15 protein-coding genes are annotated in these 16,128 nt (G+C 64.0%); 8 read left to right on the top strand and 7 right to left on the bottom strand.

What is annotated here, in order from left to right:
• Nucleotides 1-80: 80 nt before the first annotated feature.
• The 3 genes from CPI83_RS15690 to CPI83_RS15680 are packed head-to-tail and all read right to left on the bottom strand — an operon-like array spanning nt 81 to nt 3,439.
• Complete coding sequence (locus CPI83_RS15690; RefSeq protein WP_020907574.1) at nt 81-1,370, bottom strand: ribonuclease D; 1,290 nt, start codon at nt 1,368-1,370, stop codon at nt 81-83.
• Between the two features lie 11 nt (nt 1,371-1,381).
• Nucleotides 1,382-2,788, bottom strand: coding sequence for a wax ester/triacylglycerol synthase family O-acyltransferase (locus CPI83_RS15685; protein ID WP_097387403.1), 1,407 nt, complete (start codon nt 2,786-2,788; stop codon nt 1,382-1,384).
• Nucleotides 2,789-2,848: 60 nt separating this feature from the next.
• Nucleotides 2,849-3,439 carry a DUF3000 domain-containing protein gene (locus CPI83_RS15680; RefSeq protein WP_019748266.1) on the bottom strand — a complete coding sequence of 197 codons (591 nt, stop codon included), beginning with the start codon at nt 3,437-3,439 and terminating at the stop codon, nt 2,849-2,851.
• Nucleotides 3,440-3,637: 198 nt separating this feature from the next.
• Here CPI83_RS15680 and hemE point away from each other — a divergent pair, with 198 nt between their 5' ends.
• From hemE to CPI83_RS15645, 7 genes are all read left to right on the top strand, one after another.
• Entirely contained in the window at nt 3,638-4,705 is a 1,068-nt protein-coding gene (hemE, locus tag CPI83_RS15675; protein WP_020907577.1) for a uroporphyrinogen decarboxylase, read from the top strand.
• Nucleotides 4,702-6,063 (top strand): protoporphyrinogen oxidase, encoded by a 1,362-nt coding sequence (locus tag CPI83_RS15670; RefSeq protein ID WP_097387402.1) that lies wholly within the window; start codon nt 4,702-4,704, stop codon nt 6,061-6,063. The genes hemE and CPI83_RS15670 overlap by 4 nt, the downstream gene beginning before the upstream one ends.
• A gap of 4 nt (nt 6,064-6,067) precedes the next feature.
• The gene (hemQ, locus tag CPI83_RS15665; protein ID WP_019748269.1) at nt 6,068-6,763 is read left to right on the top strand and encodes a hydrogen peroxide-dependent heme synthase; all 696 of its coding nucleotides are present in this window, start codon (nt 6,068-6,070) and stop codon (nt 6,761-6,763) included.
• Between the two features lie 54 nt (nt 6,764-6,817).
• Complete coding sequence (locus CPI83_RS15660) at nt 6,818-9,094, top strand: molybdopterin guanine dinucleotide-containing S/N-oxide reductase (protein ID WP_080910841.1); 2,277 nt, start codon at nt 6,818-6,820, stop codon at nt 9,092-9,094.
• Nucleotides 9,095-9,176: 82 nt separating this feature from the next.
• The gene (locus tag CPI83_RS15655; protein WP_232816759.1) at nt 9,177-9,650 is read left to right on the top strand and encodes a YbaB/EbfC family nucleoid-associated protein; all 474 of its coding nucleotides are present in this window, start codon (nt 9,177-9,179) and stop codon (nt 9,648-9,650) included.
• Nucleotides 9,643-9,954, top strand: coding sequence for a hypothetical protein (locus CPI83_RS15650; protein ID WP_080910843.1), 312 nt, complete (start codon nt 9,643-9,645; stop codon nt 9,952-9,954). The genes CPI83_RS15655 and CPI83_RS15650 overlap by 8 nt, the downstream gene beginning before the upstream one ends.
• Nucleotides 9,954-10,874 carry a hypothetical protein gene (locus CPI83_RS15645; RefSeq protein ID WP_080910844.1) on the top strand — a complete coding sequence of 307 codons (921 nt, stop codon included), beginning with the start codon at nt 9,954-9,956 and terminating at the stop codon, nt 10,872-10,874. The genes CPI83_RS15650 and CPI83_RS15645 overlap by 1 nt, the downstream gene beginning before the upstream one ends.
• A gap of 86 nt (nt 10,875-10,960) precedes the next feature.
• On the opposite strand, the gene msrB is transcribed toward CPI83_RS15645, so the two are convergent.
• From msrB to CPI83_RS15625, 4 genes are read right to left on the bottom strand one after another with little or no spacing between them, the layout of a single operon-like run.
• Nucleotides 10,961-11,392, bottom strand: a complete 432-nt coding sequence (gene msrB, locus CPI83_RS15640; RefSeq protein ID WP_080910845.1) for a peptide-methionine (R)-S-oxide reductase MsrB — start codon at nt 11,390-11,392, stop codon at nt 10,961-10,963.
• A 9-nt stretch (nt 11,393-11,401) separates the two neighbouring features.
• On the bottom strand, nt 11,402-12,685 hold the full coding sequence (locus CPI83_RS15635; protein WP_019748274.1) for a glycosyltransferase family 87 protein: 1,284 nt from the start codon (nt 12,683-12,685) through the stop codon (nt 11,402-11,404).
• 60 nt (nt 12,686-12,745) lie between these two features.
• Nucleotides 12,746-14,299: an alpha/beta hydrolase gene (locus CPI83_RS15630; protein WP_080910846.1), complete on the bottom strand. Its 1,554-nt coding sequence runs from the start codon at nt 14,297-14,299 to the stop codon at nt 12,746-12,748.
• Between the two features lie 19 nt (nt 14,300-14,318).
• Nucleotides 14,319-15,068: a pyrimidine reductase family protein gene (locus CPI83_RS15625; RefSeq protein WP_097387401.1), complete on the bottom strand. Its 750-nt coding sequence runs from the start codon at nt 15,066-15,068 to the stop codon at nt 14,319-14,321.
• A 43-nt stretch (nt 15,069-15,111) separates the two neighbouring features.
• On the opposite strand from CPI83_RS15625, the gene zapE reads away from it, so the two are divergent.
• Nucleotides 15,112-16,128: a cell division protein ZapE gene (zapE, locus tag CPI83_RS15620; protein ID WP_019748277.1), complete on the top strand. Its 1,017-nt coding sequence runs from the start codon at nt 15,112-15,114 to the stop codon at nt 16,126-16,128.

Raw genomic sequence — 16,128 nt, 5'->3', positions numbered from 1 at the left:
CTCGTATCGAGCGTACTACTGCCCATTACTGACCGGTAACTTAACGTGCCGAATTGCTCCAACCTCACACCGGGGTCAGGTCAGGATTCAGGCTCTTCCGCTTCGGGCTCGGCCGGGACCACGGAGTTCAGTGCCTCGGCGAGGACGGGAACCGTCAAAGTGCGTTGCCAGCCACGTGCGCCACCGGAAGTGAGCTTGGTCTCGATTGCGCTCTCGACCTCGGTGATGTCGGAGTCGGGTTCCAACTTCCAGTCCCAGCACAGGCGCCTGACCAGGTCGGGTTGGAGCAGATTCTCCACGGGCACCGACACTTCCTTGCTCAGGTCCGACAGTGCTGCCCGAGCCGCCGTCAGTCGATCGGCCGCAGCCGGGTCCTGGCGAGCCCACCGACCGGCGGCAGGGGGTCCGACGATCGGCGGGGTCTTCGGCGGAAGCTCGCTGTCCGGGAGCCTGCGCGCAGCTTCCAGCGCGTCCATCCACACACGCGAATACCGGCGTTGACGTGGTCCGCCGAACACGGGAAGCGAACGGAGCGCATCCAGCGACTGAGGATCTTTGAGAGCGGCGTCGATGATGGCGGAGTCAGGGAGAACCCGGCTCGGCGACACGTCGCGCTTGCGCGCGAGATCCTCACGCGCCTGCCACAGCGCCCGTACTGCCGCCAACTGCCGAGTGGTCTTGAGCGAGGTGATGTGCGATGTACGACGCCAACGGTCGGGCTTGGGCTTGGGCGGGCCGGCCAGACGGATGTACTCGAACTCCTCCTTCGCCCACTCGAGCTTGCCCTGGGATTCGAGTTCGGCTTCCATGGCGTCGCGCAGTTCGAGAAGCACTTCGACGTCGAGGGCAGCGTAGTTCAACCAGGCGTCCGGGAGCGGACGTGTCGACCAGTCCGCGGCCCCGTGACCTTTGCGAAGTTCCACCCGCAGGGTTCGTTCCACTATCGCGGCGAGTCCGACTCGTTCGAACCCGGCCAGTCGACCGGCCAGTTCGGTGTCGAACAGCTCGGCCGGTGTCAGGCCCAGTTCGGCGAGGCCGGGGAGATCCTGATCGGCCGAGTGCAGCACCCATTGCAACGGGTTGATCGCCTCGGCCAACGGCTGCAGGTCCTGCGCTGTCGGAATCGGGTCGAGCAGGAACGATCCCGCTCCTTCGCGTCGGAGCTGGATCAGGTACGCCCGTGCCGAATAACGGAATCCGGATGCCCGCTCGGCGTCCACGGCGAGCGGGCCGTGGCCGGAGGCCAGCGCGGCCGCGGCGTCGGCGACACCGGCGGCAGTGGTGATGACGTCCGGAACTCCGTCACGCGGAACGAGCAGCGGAACTACGTCGGAGGTGGGCTCGGTTGCATCATCGGTGACTTCGGACATGGTCACTGACTCTACGTCGCAGTCGGGGCCGGGGTTGTCACCTCAGCGTCGAACAGTTCGTCGAGTGCGGCTCCGAAACCTTGCGCGAGCTGGTCCAATTCGGGTGCCAGATCGGAGCAACTGACGATGCCGACGTCGAGTTTTCCGTCGAGTGACATCACCGTCACGTTGAGTCCTGCCCCGTGAAAGATCGGGCCGAGCGGGAACATTCCCTTGATCTGGGCGCCGAGGAAGTAGAGCGGGACCGGCGGCCCGGGCACGTTCGAGACGACCAGGTTGGACACGACGGGGTGACGCTCGGCGAGTTTGAGCGACGAGTACACCCGCATGGCGGCGCCGAACACCGCCGGCGATGCGAACTGGGACCAGTCCTGGAGCATGTTCGCACCCAGAGCCTCGTTGTGGTTCTTCGAGGTGGCGTTGTAATCGCTGATCGCGTGCAGACGCTCGACCGGATCGCCGATCTGGGTGCCCAGCTGCGTGAACATGCCCGAGATCTGGTTTGTGCCCGGCCGATCGGATTTACCGTGGACCGATACGGGGACCATCGCGACGAGTGAGTCCTCCGGCAGTTCGTCGCGGTCCTTGAGGTAGGTCCGCAAAGCACCCGCGCACAGCGCGAGAACCACGTCGTTGACCTTCACGCCGTGACGGTCTTTGACGGCTTTGACCTTCGCGAGATCGAGCTGGCTGAAGGCGACGTTGCGGTGACCGGTGATCGCGCCGTTGAACGAGGTCCGTGGCGCGGTGAACGGAGCAGGCATCGCTTCACCCTTGCGCGCGCGTGTCACCCACTTGGGGAGCATGGCGATTCCGCCGGGGACCAGACGGGCAATTCGTGCGGGTCGGGCGATGACGGCCATGAGTCCGCCGATCGCGATGTCCAGCGTTCCCGCGTCGCCCGCACCCTGTGCGGTGGGATCCACGAGCGCCGGTGAATCCGGTTCGAGACTGCACAGCTGAGCGAGGATGTTCGCACCGGTGACACCGTCGGCAGCGCTGTGATGGATCTTCGACATGACAGCGATCTGTCCGTCGGCAAGTCCCTCGATGACCCACATCTCCCACAGTGGGCGGGAACGATCCAGCGGTTGGCTCGCGATGTGTCCGGCGAGTTCTGCCAGTTCCGCGTGTGTGCCCGGAGCAGGTACCGCGGTCCGGTGGCAGTGCCGCTCGATGTCGAAATCGTGATCGTCGACCCATACCGGGTAGTCGAGATTGAGGCGGGAATCTTTGAGTTTGCGCCGGAAGGTCGGCATCGTGGCCATCCGCGAGTCCAACTCGCGAAGCAGCTTCCGGTAGTCGTAACCGCCCGGAATGGTCGAGGGGTCGAGCAGTACGAGTCCACAAACGTGCAATAGCTGGGTCGGTGTTTCCAAGTAGAGGAAGGTCGCGTCGAGTCCGCTGAGACGTTGCATGACTCATTTTAGAACAGGTTCTAGTATTTTTCCGGGGGAATGCGTAAACGAGTAGTGGAGTTAGTCGCCCTGCCGCGACAGCGTGGTTATCCCGGCAGGCGGAAGTCCTGCCGCGTACGCGAGAACTTCACAGAAAGCCTCGACGTGGTGAGCCAATTCCGATGACGTTGCAGTCCAGGATGCTCGTAACTCGAGTTGGTGGGCTCGCGGCGGGCCCGCGATGTCGCCGTATCGCACGGAAGTTGTGGCTGTGACCGTACCGCCCAGGGCCACAAAAGGTTCCGGTCCGGCTTCGAGTGCGTCCACCAGCCAACTCCAGGCTACTTCGGGAAGTAGTGGATCCGCGGCGACGGCTTCGTCAAGATCTGCCTGTATGTAGGCCACCAACCGCATGGTGCCGTTCCACGCCTCGTCGCCGTCCGGATCGAACAACAGGATCAGGCGGCCGAAAGCGTCGCCTTCGGACTGCTCGGCCACGACGTCGGAGTCCGGGTGCAGAACCTCGGCTCCCACTGCGTGGCTGTACGGAGCGAGACGCTGCGGCGGACGGATGGGACCGACCTCTATCTCGGGCCGAACCCGCGCAGCGGTCATCGCCTCCACGGCGGCACGGAACTCGGCCGGGTCGGCTGTCGATCCGGATGTCGTCACAGGTCAGGACGTTAGTCGGGGATAAGGGCGGGTAGGTGGAGGCGCGCCGACCGAGTGTGGTCCGGGTGTGTGGCCGCTCACGAACCGCTCGGGTGTCCGATCCCGAGTGTGGGACATGGCAGCATTGAGTCGATCGAAGACACACGTTGGCGGAGAGCGCGAGGACTGATGAGCGGGTTGGACAACATGAATTCAGGCATGACCGGGTCGGCGGAATACAGCGCTCGGCGAGTTTTGCCCGACGCACCGTTGCTCGCCGCGGCGACCGGACGCACTCCGAGTCGACGGCCGGTGTGGTTCATGCGCCAGGCCGGACGTTCGTTGCCGGAGTATCGCGAGATCCGCGCGGGGATCGGCATGTTGGAGTCGTGTTTCGATCCGGCGCTGGTCTGTGAGATCACGATGCAGCCGGTGCGCCGTCACGACGTGGACGCGGCAATCCTGTTCTCGGACATCGTTGTTCCGCTCAAGGCTGCGGGAATCGATCTCGACATCGTTGCCGGCGTCGGACCGGTGGTTGCCAATCCGATTCGCTCCATCGCCGACGTCGCAGCCCTCCCGCGGTTGGTCCCCGAAGAGGTCGGGGCGATCGCGCAGGCCGTTCGACTTCTCACCACCGAGTTGGGCTCGACTCCGCTGATCGGCTTTGCCGGAGCGCCGTTCACCTTGGCGTCGTATCTGGTCGAGGGTGGTCCGAGCCGGAACCACGAGAAGACCAAGGCGCTCATGCACTCCGATCCGAAGACCTGGCACGCGTTGCTGGGAAGCCTGGCAGACACCACGATCTGCTTCCTGCAGACGCAGCTCAAGGCGGGTGTCGACGCGGTTCAGCTGTTCGACTCGTGGGCCGGCGCGCTCTCGCTGGCCGATTACCGGGAATTTGTTCTCCCGCATTCCGAACGGGTGTTTGCCGAGGTTGCCGCTGCCGGCGTTCCGCGTATCCACTTCGGTGTCGGAACCGGTGAACTTCTCGGCGCGATGGGGGAGGCAGGTGCCGACGTCGTGGGTGTCGACTGGCGGATTCCGCTCGACGTCGCGGCCGGTCGTGTCGGTCCGGGCAAGGCGCTGCAAGGCAATCTCGATCCCGCTGTACTGTTCGCGGGCCCCGAGGTGATCGATCGTGAGGTGCGCCGGATCGCCGCTGAAGGTGACCGCGCGATCGAAGCCGGTGCCATCGGCCACATCTTCAACCTCGGCCATGGAGTTCTTCCCGACACCGATCCCACGGCGATCACCTCGGCGGTGGAGCTGGTGCACTCGCTGTGACAACCACTCGGCCGTCGGTCGCGGTGATCGGAGGCGGAATCTCCGGTCTGGTTGCCGCGTACCGGCTTCGGCGCAGTCTGGGCTCCGTTGCCGACATCACGGTCGTCGACGACTCTCCGCGACTGGGCGGGAAGCTGCGAACGATTGATCTTGGCGGTGGCCCGATCGACATCGGCGCCGAGGCGTTCATCGCCCGTCGGCCCGAAGTCCCTGCGCTTCTCGCCGAGCTGGGACTGACCGATCAGATCGTTTACCCCGCGGGGTTGAGCCCGTTGATCTGGTCCCAGGGCTCACTGAATCGACTTCCTGCCGGAACCCTGATGGGAATCCCGGCATCGTCCGAGTCGGTGAGAGATCTAGTCGACGAGCAGACACTGTCGCGCATAGCTGCCGAACCAGGCGCTCCGTTCGAGTGGACCCGCGGTTCCGATTGCAGTGTTGCCGAACTGGTTTCACAGCGATTCGGTGATCAGGTGGTCAGCCGATCGGTGGATCCCCTTCTCGGCGGGGTGTACTCGGGCCTGGCGGAGACCATCGGAGTGCGTGCAGCTTTGCCGACACTCGCTGCGGCGCTCGATGCGGGCGCTCAGAGCCTCACGGATGCAGTTGCAGCCGCAGTGCCGACACCTGCACCCGGACCAGTGTTCGGAGCGCTCAGGGACGGTTACGGCATCTTGCTCGATGCGCTGCGGCAGGCCGCCGACGCGACGTTCGTCCGCGGCGAGGCTTCCGAGTTACGCAGGGACGGGAAAGGTTGGAACGTCGATCCGCTCGGCAGCGTCGACGCGGTGATTCTGGCTGTTCCGGCGCCGCGCGCAGCGGTGCTGTTGGCCGGCGTCGATGCGGATATTGCGCGTATCGCGTCGCGGATCGAACTGGCGTCGTCCGCGGTGGTGGCGCTCCGCCTGCCCGGTCAGGTCGACCTTCCGCAGAATTCGGGGATCCTGGTTGCCACCGACGCCGACCTGACCGCCAAGGCGTTCACGCTGTCGAGCCGAAAGTGGACGCACCTCGCTGATCGCGGCGAGCATCTCGTTCGGGTGTCGTTCGGTCGATTCGGCGCATCGGAGATCGTCGACCGGCCGGATGGTGAACTGATCGAACTTGCGCGCGCCGATCTCGAGACCGTGACCGGAATCACCGAGGAGCCAGGAGCGAGCTTCGTACAGCGGTGGCACGGCGGTCTTCCCCAGTACTCCCCAGGTCACACGGAAATCGTGGCTGAAATCGAGTCCGGGATGACGCAGTTCGACGGCCTCGAAGTGGCCGGGTCGTGGCTGCACGGCGTCGGGGTTCCGGCGTGTGTCGCAGTCGGCACGACGGCGGCTACACGGATATTCGAGCGAGTGGCACGATAGACCCATGGCACGCCTTGATTTCGACAAACTGAACTCTGAAATCCGTTACCTCATGTTCTCCGTGTTCCAGGTGGAACCCGGTGTGCTGGGCGATGATCGGGAAGCTGCGGTCAAGGACGCCCGCTTGTTCTTCGAGGGTCTCGAAGACAAGGGCGTCGTGGTTCGCGGCATCTACGACGTCGCCGGCTTGCGCGCCGACGCGGACTTCATGATCTGGACCCACGCGGCCAGCATCGAGGAACTGCAGGCCGCGTACGCGGATTTCCGCCGCACCACCGTCCTCGGACAGGCCAGTGCTCCCATCTGGAGCAACTCGGCGGTGCACCGCCCCGCGGAGTTCAACAAGAGCCACGTGCCCTCGTTCATCGCGGGTGAGGATCCCGGCGACTACATCTGCGTTTACCCGTTCGTCCGCTCGTACGAGTGGTACCTGCTCCCCGACGAGGAGCGTCGCAAGATGCTCGCCGATCACGGTATGGCTGCTCGTTCGTACAAGGACGTTCGCGCCAACACGGTCCCGGCCTTCGCTCTGGGGGACTACGAGTGGATTCTCGCGTTCGAAGCGCCTGAGCTCATCCGTATCGTCGATCTGATGCGCGATCTGCGTGCCACCGAAGCTCGCTTGCACGTTCGCGAAGAGGTGCCGTTCTTCACCGGGCCGCGCGTGGACATCGAGAAGCTGGTCCTTTCCCTTCCCTGATCTACTTCGAAAGTAGTTTCTGTGACAACTGCACCGAACCGGCGTCGTCAACACATGTCCCATTGGGGAATGTTCACCGCCGAATCGGTCGCCGGCGAGGTGACCGCCGTGCATCCGTACGAGGGTGATTCGAATCCCTCGCCGATGCTCGGGAACCTCGCCGGTTCGGTGCGCAGTCGGGCTCGCGTTTCGGGCCCGGCGGTGCGCCGCGGTTGGCTCGAGAACGGGCCTGGTCCCAGCGACCGACGTGGAGCGGACGAGTTCGTCTCGGTCTCGTGGGACGAACTGACCGAACTCCTCTCCCGCGAGTTGCGTCGCGTGGTCGACACGCACGGGAACAAAGCGATCTTCGGCGGCTCGTACGGCTGGGCCAGCGCCGGTCGATTCCATCACGCGCAGAGCCAAGTTCACCGATTTCTGAATCAGCTGGGTGGATACACCAAGTCGGTCCACAGCTACTCGCTCGGTGCCACCGGTGTCATCATGCCGCGTGTGGTCGGAACACACTGGAAGTTGTTCGCGCGCTCCACGTCGTGGGACGTCATCGCCAAGCACTCCGATCTTCTCGTCTCGTTCGGGGGAGTACCGATCAAGAACACCGGCGTCAATGCCGGTGGTACGAGCGATCATCCGACGCGCGGGGCGCTCGACGCATTTCGTGCCCGCGGCGGAAAGATCGTCTCCTTCAGTCCGTTGCGCGACGACGTCGATGGCGACTGCGAGTGGATCGCACCCGTTCCGGGAACCGACGTGGCAATCATGCTTGCCCTGGCGTTTGTCCTGGCGTCGGAGGACCTGCACGATCGCGATTTCCTGAACCGCTTCTGCGTCGGCTACGAACGCTTCGAGGATTACCTGCTCGGACGTGCCGACGGTGTACCGAAGGATCCGCGCTGGGCGCAGAAGATCTCCGGGGTGCCGGCGGAGTTCATCACCGACCTGGCTCGGAGAATGGCGTCCGGCCGGACGCTGGTGACCGTCACGTGGTCGTTGCAACGCATCAAACACGGTGAACAGGCTCCGTGGATGGGCGTGACACTCGCCGCGATGCTCGGCCAATTCGGGCTTCCGGGTGGCGGTTTCGGCCACGGCTACGGTTCGATGAACGAGCCGGGTCTGGCTCCGGTGCCGTATCCGTTGCCGACCTTCTCACAAGGTGTGAATCCGGTGCCCGATTTCATTCCGGTGGCCGCGATCTCCGATCTCTTGCTCTCGCCCGGCGAGGAGTTCGACTACGACGGCAGGCGCCTGACCTATCCGGATATTCGGTTGGTCTACTGGGCTGGTGGCAATCCGTTTCATCACCACCAGGATCTCCCGAGGCTGCGACGGGCATTTGCGCGTCCGGACACGATCGTCGTTCACGATCCCTACTGGACGCCGATGGCTCGCAATGCCGACATCGTTGTCCCGTCGACAACGTCGCTCGAACGAAATGACCTGAGCTGCACACGAAATGATCCACTTCTGGTCGCGATGCAGCAAGTAGTTCCACCTTTCGCGAATTCGCGAGACGACTACGACACGTTTGCCGCTCTGGCTTCTGCGCTCGGATTCGGGGAGCAGTTCACCGAGGGGAGATCCTCACAGGAGTGGATCGAGCATCTCTACGGTCAATGGCGGCCGTTCGTCGATGCAGACGGCGGCAACACACCGACGTTCGAGGATTTCTGGTCGGATGGGCACTACCGGATGCGAACCGAAGACAACCTCGTGCTCTTCGGTGACTTCCGCGAGGACCCCGAGAAGTATCCGCTCTCGACTCCGAGTGGGAAGATCGAGATCTTCTCCGAGACCATCGAGTCTTTCGGCTACGACGACTGCGCCGGCCATCCGCGCTGGTACGAGCCCGACGAGTGGCTGGGTGGACCACGGGCCACGCAATTCCCGCTTCACTTGATCGCCAACCAGCCCAAGACGCGGCTGCACAGCCAACTCGATCACGGCGCTGCGAGCCAGGCATCGAAGATTCAGGGACGCGAGCCGATTCGTATGCACCCGGATGCAGCGGCCGCGCGCGGCGTGTCGGCTGGGGACGTGGTGCGCGTATTCAACGATCGCGGGGCGTGCCTGGCTGGTGTGATCGTCGATTCGGATTTGCGGAGCGACGTCGTCCAGTTGTCGACCGGGGCGTGGTACGACCCGCTCGATCCTGCCGATCCCGATTCGCTGTGTGTTCACGGAAATCCCAACGTTCTGACGCCAGACGTCGGCACGTCTTCGCTTTCGCACGGGTGCACCGGCCAGCACGTTCTGGTGCAGATCGAGAAATTCCAAGGGGTTCTGCCGCTGGTCAAGGCGTTCGATCCGCCCGTGCTTCGTTCGCGCTGACGGAACCGATCGGCGACCTCCCGCGTCGAACCTCGTGAGCGCCTGAATCAGGTGTCACGATCTATCGAAGGTGGGGGCCATCGTGAGTGGGGCGGATGTTGGTTCGATGAGGGGACAGGTCGAAGTTCTTCGGGCTCAGATCGATTCGATGCAGGTTGATCTGTTGGAGCGAACGCGATCGCTGGCGGATATGCAGGAGAAGATCGCACGAGCGACGGCGAGCGCGCGCTCGAGTGATGGCAGCGTGGAAGTCGTCGTAGACGCTTCGGGGGCGACCGTGGGAGTCACCCTCTCCGGGAGCGCTTACGGCAAGCATTCGCCGGTAGCGTTGGGAAATCTGATCCTGGCCACGGCCACATCTGCGGCGGAGGACATGCGCCGACAGGTTGCCGAGATGTCGAGGCCGTTCACCGAAGCGGCCAGGATCGATTTGCCTGACCTCGTTCCCGGTGTGCTCGGATTGCGTGAGATTCTCGCGCCTCGTCCGGCGTCGGTGCCGGTCGGCGGCGACGAGCACTGGGACCGCACCGTTCTGAGGAGCTCCGGCAATGTCTGAACTGGACGTGGACGTGGCCGCGATGGGAAGTGCTGCACCAGCATTCGAGGTGGTCGCTGCCGATCTCGACGAGGCACGGAGTGCTCTGGAAACAGTGGCCGGCGCCGAAGAGGGGCGCTGGGGCGCTGACCAGTTCGGAACCGCATTCTCGGACGCGTATGTTCCCGGTGCGGAGTCAGCAGTCGGTGGGATGACACTGGTCGCGGGCGCGCTCCGCGAATTGACCGCCACGCTGATCGAGATCACCGATCGTTTCGAATCGATCGACACCTCGCTTGCCGACGACATGGCGGGTGGGCTCTGATGGGACTCGAGATTCCGGGCTGGTTACAGGCGGTTGCGTCGGTCGCGGTGGGCAGTGACTGGCCGCAAGGAGACGAAACGGCACTGTGGAGGTTGGGTGATGCCTGGTCAGGCGCGGCTGATCGGATCGAGGCTTCGGCCGCTGCCGGTGGTTACGGATTGCAAACTGTACTGGCATCGATCGACGGTCGAGCCGGCGACTCGTTGTCTCGGTATTGGTCGGAGGCCGGGGGAGTTGCGGAGGTCTTCGAGCGGTTGTCCTCTGCCGCGGCCGAACTGGGTCAGTCATGCACCGATACCGGCACGGACATCGAGTACACCAAACTGTCGATCCTCGCGGCGCTGGGCGCACTGGCGCTCGAGATTGCCGCCATGCTGGCGGCCGCTGTCCCGACACTGGGTGCGAGTACCGCCGGAATCGTGGCGGCTGAGGTGGCAACAACACTCACGGTCCGAATGCTGTTGCAGCAATTGTTGATACGAGTGATCGAGGCTGCAGCAGTGGAAGCTGCCGCTGCCGTCTTCTCCGGCCTCGCCATTCAACTCGGGCAGATGACGATGGATCATCGCCAGTCGATCGACGGTGGCAAGGTCGTGACCGAGGGCCGCGACGGTTTCATCAAGGGACTTGCGAACGGAGGGTTGAAGACGACGCCGGATCGTGTCGGCCCTGACCCGAACCCGCTCCCGACCGGTTCGAGATTGCAGCAAATCGCGCGGGGGGCTTTCGACGATGCGGTATCGGGAGCGTCCGCTGCGATCGTGACGAAGGAAGTCACGGGCGGTGATGCCTCGTTGACGGACATCACTTCCGGCGCGATCGGTGGTGGGATCGGGTCAGTCAAGGACGGTCTTGTCGCTCGAAACGAGGACCTGAACGCGGCTGGTCTGAGCCCGACTGCGCTGAACTGGGACTTCTGAGTTGAAGTCTCGAATCGTGGGCTACCAGTGACACGGGGTAGCCCACGACCTGGCTACTGAGCGACACGGGGTAGCCCACGACCTGGCTACTGAGCGGGCTTGAGAACCAGTGAGATCGAGTTGATGCAGTACCGCTGATCGGTCGGCGTCGGGTATCCCTCGCCCTCGAAGACGTGACCGAGGTGGCTGTGGCACTTCTTGCAGATGACCTCGATACGGCGCATCCCGAGTGAGCTGTCTTCCTTCAGGATCACGGCATCCGAATCCGCCGGATCGAAGAAGGACGGCCACCCGCAGTGCGATTCGAACTTCTCGGTGCTGCGGAACAGTTCGGCTCCGCACGCACGGCAGGAGTAAACGCCTTCCGTGGTGGTGTCGGTGTACTCGCCGACGAAGGGGCGTTCGGTGCCGGCTTGGCGCAGGACGGCGAACTCCTCCGGAGTCAGCTTTTCGCGCCACTCGCTCTCGGTGTACGTGACCTCAGGTGTGCTGTCGATACCATCGTGTGAAGAACTCATGCCTCCACGCTAATGCTTTGTCGCCGTTTCGGCTTCGTCGGCAGGTGAGACGGTATCGAGCGGGGGATCGAGGAGGTAGGCGGGATCGATTCCGCGATCCAAGCGGCCCTCGCGACGCGCGACCAGATACCGGTATCCGAGGACACAGAAGATCACGATCAGCAGAAGGCTCCAGCCGAGGGTGCTCTTGGTGTATTCGGCTGCCCGGCCGAAGGTCGGCCAGCGGTTCGACCACCAGCTGTCGAACGTCATGAAGCCGTAGACGGCGAGCCACGCCGGCCAGTTCCGCATGACCGAGTTCTTGAGCACCACGGACATCAACAGCGGCAACAGCATCATCGAGTAGTACATCTGGCCGAGCGATGGCAGCAGGAACGACGCGGTCATGATCACACCGGTCGCGGTGGTGAGGAAGAAGAGTTCGTCGTTGCGGTAATAGCGGTACAGAAGCCACAGAGAGACGACGACCATGGCGGCCAACACGACGCGCAACAGCAGGATCAACCATTCGGGCAGACCGAAGTAAGCGCCGTTTCCGACAATCGAACTGTTGAAGTAGTCACGAGATTCGAGCAGGTACGGCACGGTGCGGCGGACGAAGTCCATCGGATCCGACGCAAGCGGCCATGCCACGACCGTGAGAATGAACGGGATGCCCAGGGCGGTGACGAGCACCTTCCACTGACCGCGAACGAGCGGCAGCAGGAGCAGTGGCGCGAGAGTGGGTTTCACTGCGATGGTGAGACCGATCGCGGCGCCGGCCCACAGATCCTTCTTGCGCATCAGCAGCAGGAGGAAGGCAACTTCGCCGAGCAGTACGAGGCCGTTGATGTTGGTGAACACCAACGTGTTGGTGACCGTCTCCGACATGAAAGCACCGAGCACCAGAATCGGCGCCGCGATGGAACTGATCGTCAGGTCGAACAAGCGCAACAGCAGGTAGAGAGCCACGAGAATGGCGACGGCATTGACACCGATGAACAGCCACCGCGAGCGCTCGGGATCGAGGATCGCCAGGGGTGCCATCAACAAGGAACCCGATGGTGGGTACAGATAATGGGGGTCTACGGAGTTGAAATCTGCGGTGTAGACGTCGCGCCCGTTCCAGAACGCCAGCGCGGCGTTGTAGACCGGTCGGAAGTCATCGGTGATGGCGCCGTTGACTGCTGTGACGATGACACGATTGAGCACGGTCATCACGGCGATCGGCCACAAAACGAAGTTGACGACTTGTTGGGTTGTCCGCCCGGTACGCGGCTCGAGCTGTCGAAGGAACACTTCGGCACGGTACACCGGAGCAGGGTGTGATCGGGGGATGCACCCCTTTTCCGTCGTGGTGGACAAGCGCCCGAGTCAGGCCGGGCACACGCTTCCGTTGCTGGGCAGGGAGGCATCGGTGAGGTATGCCCTCATCGCCTGCTGCGCGCAGGTGGATTGTGCCGCGGGGTGACCTGCACCCTGCCAGTCCAGGGTTGCGAAGCGCGACCCCGCGTTGGTCACGACGCCGGTGACGGTCGAGAGTCCGGAGTTCCCGACGGCCGGGTCGCCCTGACCGCTCAGCACGAGGACGGCGGGCTTCAACTGATTCGGCAGGGGAGAGTTGGCGGTCGACGGCCAGCTGGCGCATGCGAGCAAACCGAGCGCGGCTTCTCGACCGAATACCGGATAGTTGGTGCCCCAGGTGTCCGCCAGTTCGCGGACGCGCCCGATCCCCGGCCACTGCATGCCGTCGGTGCATCGTCCGATGAACTGGCCGTCACCGTCCACCTCGTTCTCTGCCCGGGCGGCGCGCTCTCGAATCGGCGAAGCGTTGCCGGTACCGAGCGCGGACAGAGCGTCTGAGAGCGAGCGGGTCTCTTGCTCACGGTTGGTTCCGGCAGTCCACAGGCTCGCCGAAATCGCGTTCGACACCGCAGCGGCGGACAGCGGCTGGAATTCATCGGCCCGAGCGCGCTCCATCAGGTCCGTGACCGCTTTCTTCGGATCAGGTCCGAGAGAGCACCCCAGCGCCACACATCGCTGAGCGAATGCGGTCAACGCCGCTTCCTCGCCCTGCACGCGGCTCTCCGCCTCGGTGGCAGCGTCGGTGGCCACCGGAGCGGGAGAATCGAGGATCAACCTCGCGAGGTTGTCGGGGTGGGCTGCCGCGTAGCTCAGCGCGATGTCAGAGCCGGACCCTGCCGACCACAGAGCGATGGTCTCGACGCCCCACCGCGTACGTAGAGCGTCGATGTCCTCGGCAGCGGAGTCCGCGCCGAACTTCAGTTCTTGAGGATCGAGATAGTCGGTACAGGCGATGGTTGCATCGTGACCGAGAGCGGCGACCGCGTCGGCGGCGTCGCCGGTGGAGTCTGCGTCGAACTGGCCCAGATCGTGAAGGCCGCGCCGAATCTCCGGCGTCATGCAGTCGATTGCGGTGGACCTGTCGATTCCGCGTCGATCCAGGGCAACGACGGGGTGGTCCGCGAGCACCGTCGTCAAGCCGGACGTAGCGAGCATGGCCAGAGAGTTTCCCGACGAACGGTCGGTGCCGGACGTGAACACGATCGGATACGCGTTGGCAGGCGTCGAGGATGTCCGAGCGCGGGTCAAGCCGGCAGTGAAGTTGCCGTCGATGGCGCCGGTCACGTCGATGGGGGCACTGAATTCCGCGCATTCGAGGATGACGCCGGCGCTCGACGCTGCGAGAGCCTGGTCGGCGAGTGACGTGCCGGTGCAGTCTCGCCACGGTATGTCGTCGGTCGGGACGCCGGGGTCAACCGGCGGCGCATCGGGTGACGGTACCTCGCTCTGGGCAGGGCTGCCGTCGGTGCGGCCTTCGACCGCGACGGCGGGCCGAAGCGACGGCCCGGCGCCGCACGCACAACACGTCGCGAGGACGACGGCCATCAAAGCAACTCTGCGCATGCCGACCAGAGTGCCAGGTTCACCGACGTGGCTGCTGACGAACCCATCGAGTGAGGATCGTGCCGTCCGAATCGCCGAGAATGTGAGCGGGACGCATCGACGTGGGCATTGCATTGGGGGAGAGCGAGATTCGGCCGACTTTGCTCCCCACCAGTTGAGGTGAAGTGGTGATGCAGAGTTCGTCGACGGCATTGTCCTCGATCAACTGCCCGAAAAGTGACGGCCCGCCCTCACACAGCACGCGACGGAGCTTGCGAGCCGACAAGGCCCTGTCGATGTCGCCGCTGCTGACATTCGGTGAGTCCGTCACCTCCACCTGCGATCCGGCCGATCTCAGCGCTGAAATCGCTGCGCTGTCCGCGGCGCTACCGACAACAAGAATCGGCGGAATTTCGGTATCTCGTAGGAGCCGGCTTTCAGGGTCGATCGACGCGTGCGCCGAGACGACGAGGATCGGTGGGACCGGAGCGAGGCCGCCCGCCTTTCGTCGCGCCTGGGCTGCGTCCGAGATCTGCACACCCCCGTAGTTCTCGGCTCGCGCTGTGCCTGCGCCGACCACGACGACGTCACAAAGTTCGCGCAAGATCCCGAATACCGACTTGTCTGCAGGGGTGCCCAGTCCATGGCTCACTCCGTCGACGGAGACGCACCCGTCGATGCTGGAAACGAAGTTCACGCGCATCCAGGGTTGGGAGAGGTTCTCCGGATAGGCGTACAAGCCGCGGAGTTCGTCTTCGTGGACTGGTGTGAAGTAGGTCGCAATATCCATACGGTGCACATGAGAGATCACATCACGTAGATACCCTTGACGGATGCATGAACGTCTTGTCGATCGCAGCCCGGTGGTACCCGCCGATCAATTGGTAGCTCAAATGGTGCCTCCCGCAATGTTCGACGAGGTGAGTTTTGCGTCCTACATTCCTGATCCGAAGGAACCGAGCCAGGCAGCTGCTGTCGCCAAGGCCGAGGAATTCTCCAAGCGCGTAACCAAGATCCGTAGTGGTGGACGCCGCGGACTGTTCGGCAAGAAGACCCAGGCGACCGGCGCCGGCCTGTACCTCGACGGCGGGTTCGGTGTCGGTAAGACTCACTTGCTGGCGTCGATCTTCCACAGCGTCCCGTCGCCGAAGGCTTTCGGAACCTTCGTCGAGCTGACACACGTCGTCGGCGCTCTCGGCTTCAACAAAGCGGTCGAAGCGCTCGCCGACCACAGCGTTCTCTGCATCGACGAGTTCGAGCTCGACGATCCGGGCGACACCATGCTCGTCTCTCGCCTCCTTTCGGAGCTTTCCGCGCGCGGCGTGTCCATCGTCGCGACGTCGAACACGCTTCCCGGCCAGCTCGGTGAGGGTCGCTTCGCGGCTCAGGACTTCCTGCGTGAGATCAAGAAGCTCGGCTCGATCTTCGAGACGATTCGCGTCGACGGCCCCGACTACCGTCACCGCGATCTCCCGCCCGCACCGGAGCCCATCTCCTCGGAGGAATTGGTCTCTCGGGCCGAGGCGATCGACGGCGCCACGCTCGACAACTTCGACGAGCTGTGCAAGCACCTCAGCACACTGCATCCGTCGCGCTACAACAAGTTGGTCGAGGGGGTGAAGGCGGTCTTCATCGACGGCGTTCACCCGGCCACGGATCAGTCTGTTGCACTGCGCATCGTGGTTCTCGCCGACCGCTTGTACGACGCGAGCATCCCGGTCACCGTTTCCGGCGCACGCCTCGACGAGATCTTCACTCCCGAGATGCTCGCCGGTGGGTACAAGAAGAAGTACCTGCGCGCGACCTCGCGTCTGCTCGCACTTTCTCGTTTCGAGGTCGCGGCCGGCTGA

It is taken from the genome of Rhodococcus sp. H-CA8f (genome assembly GCF_002501585.1).
Taxonomy (GTDB): Bacteria; Actinomycetota; Actinomycetes; order Mycobacteriales; family Mycobacteriaceae; genus Rhodococcus_F; species Rhodococcus_F erythropolis.
This window is presented reverse-complemented; position numbering and strand designations above follow the sequence as displayed.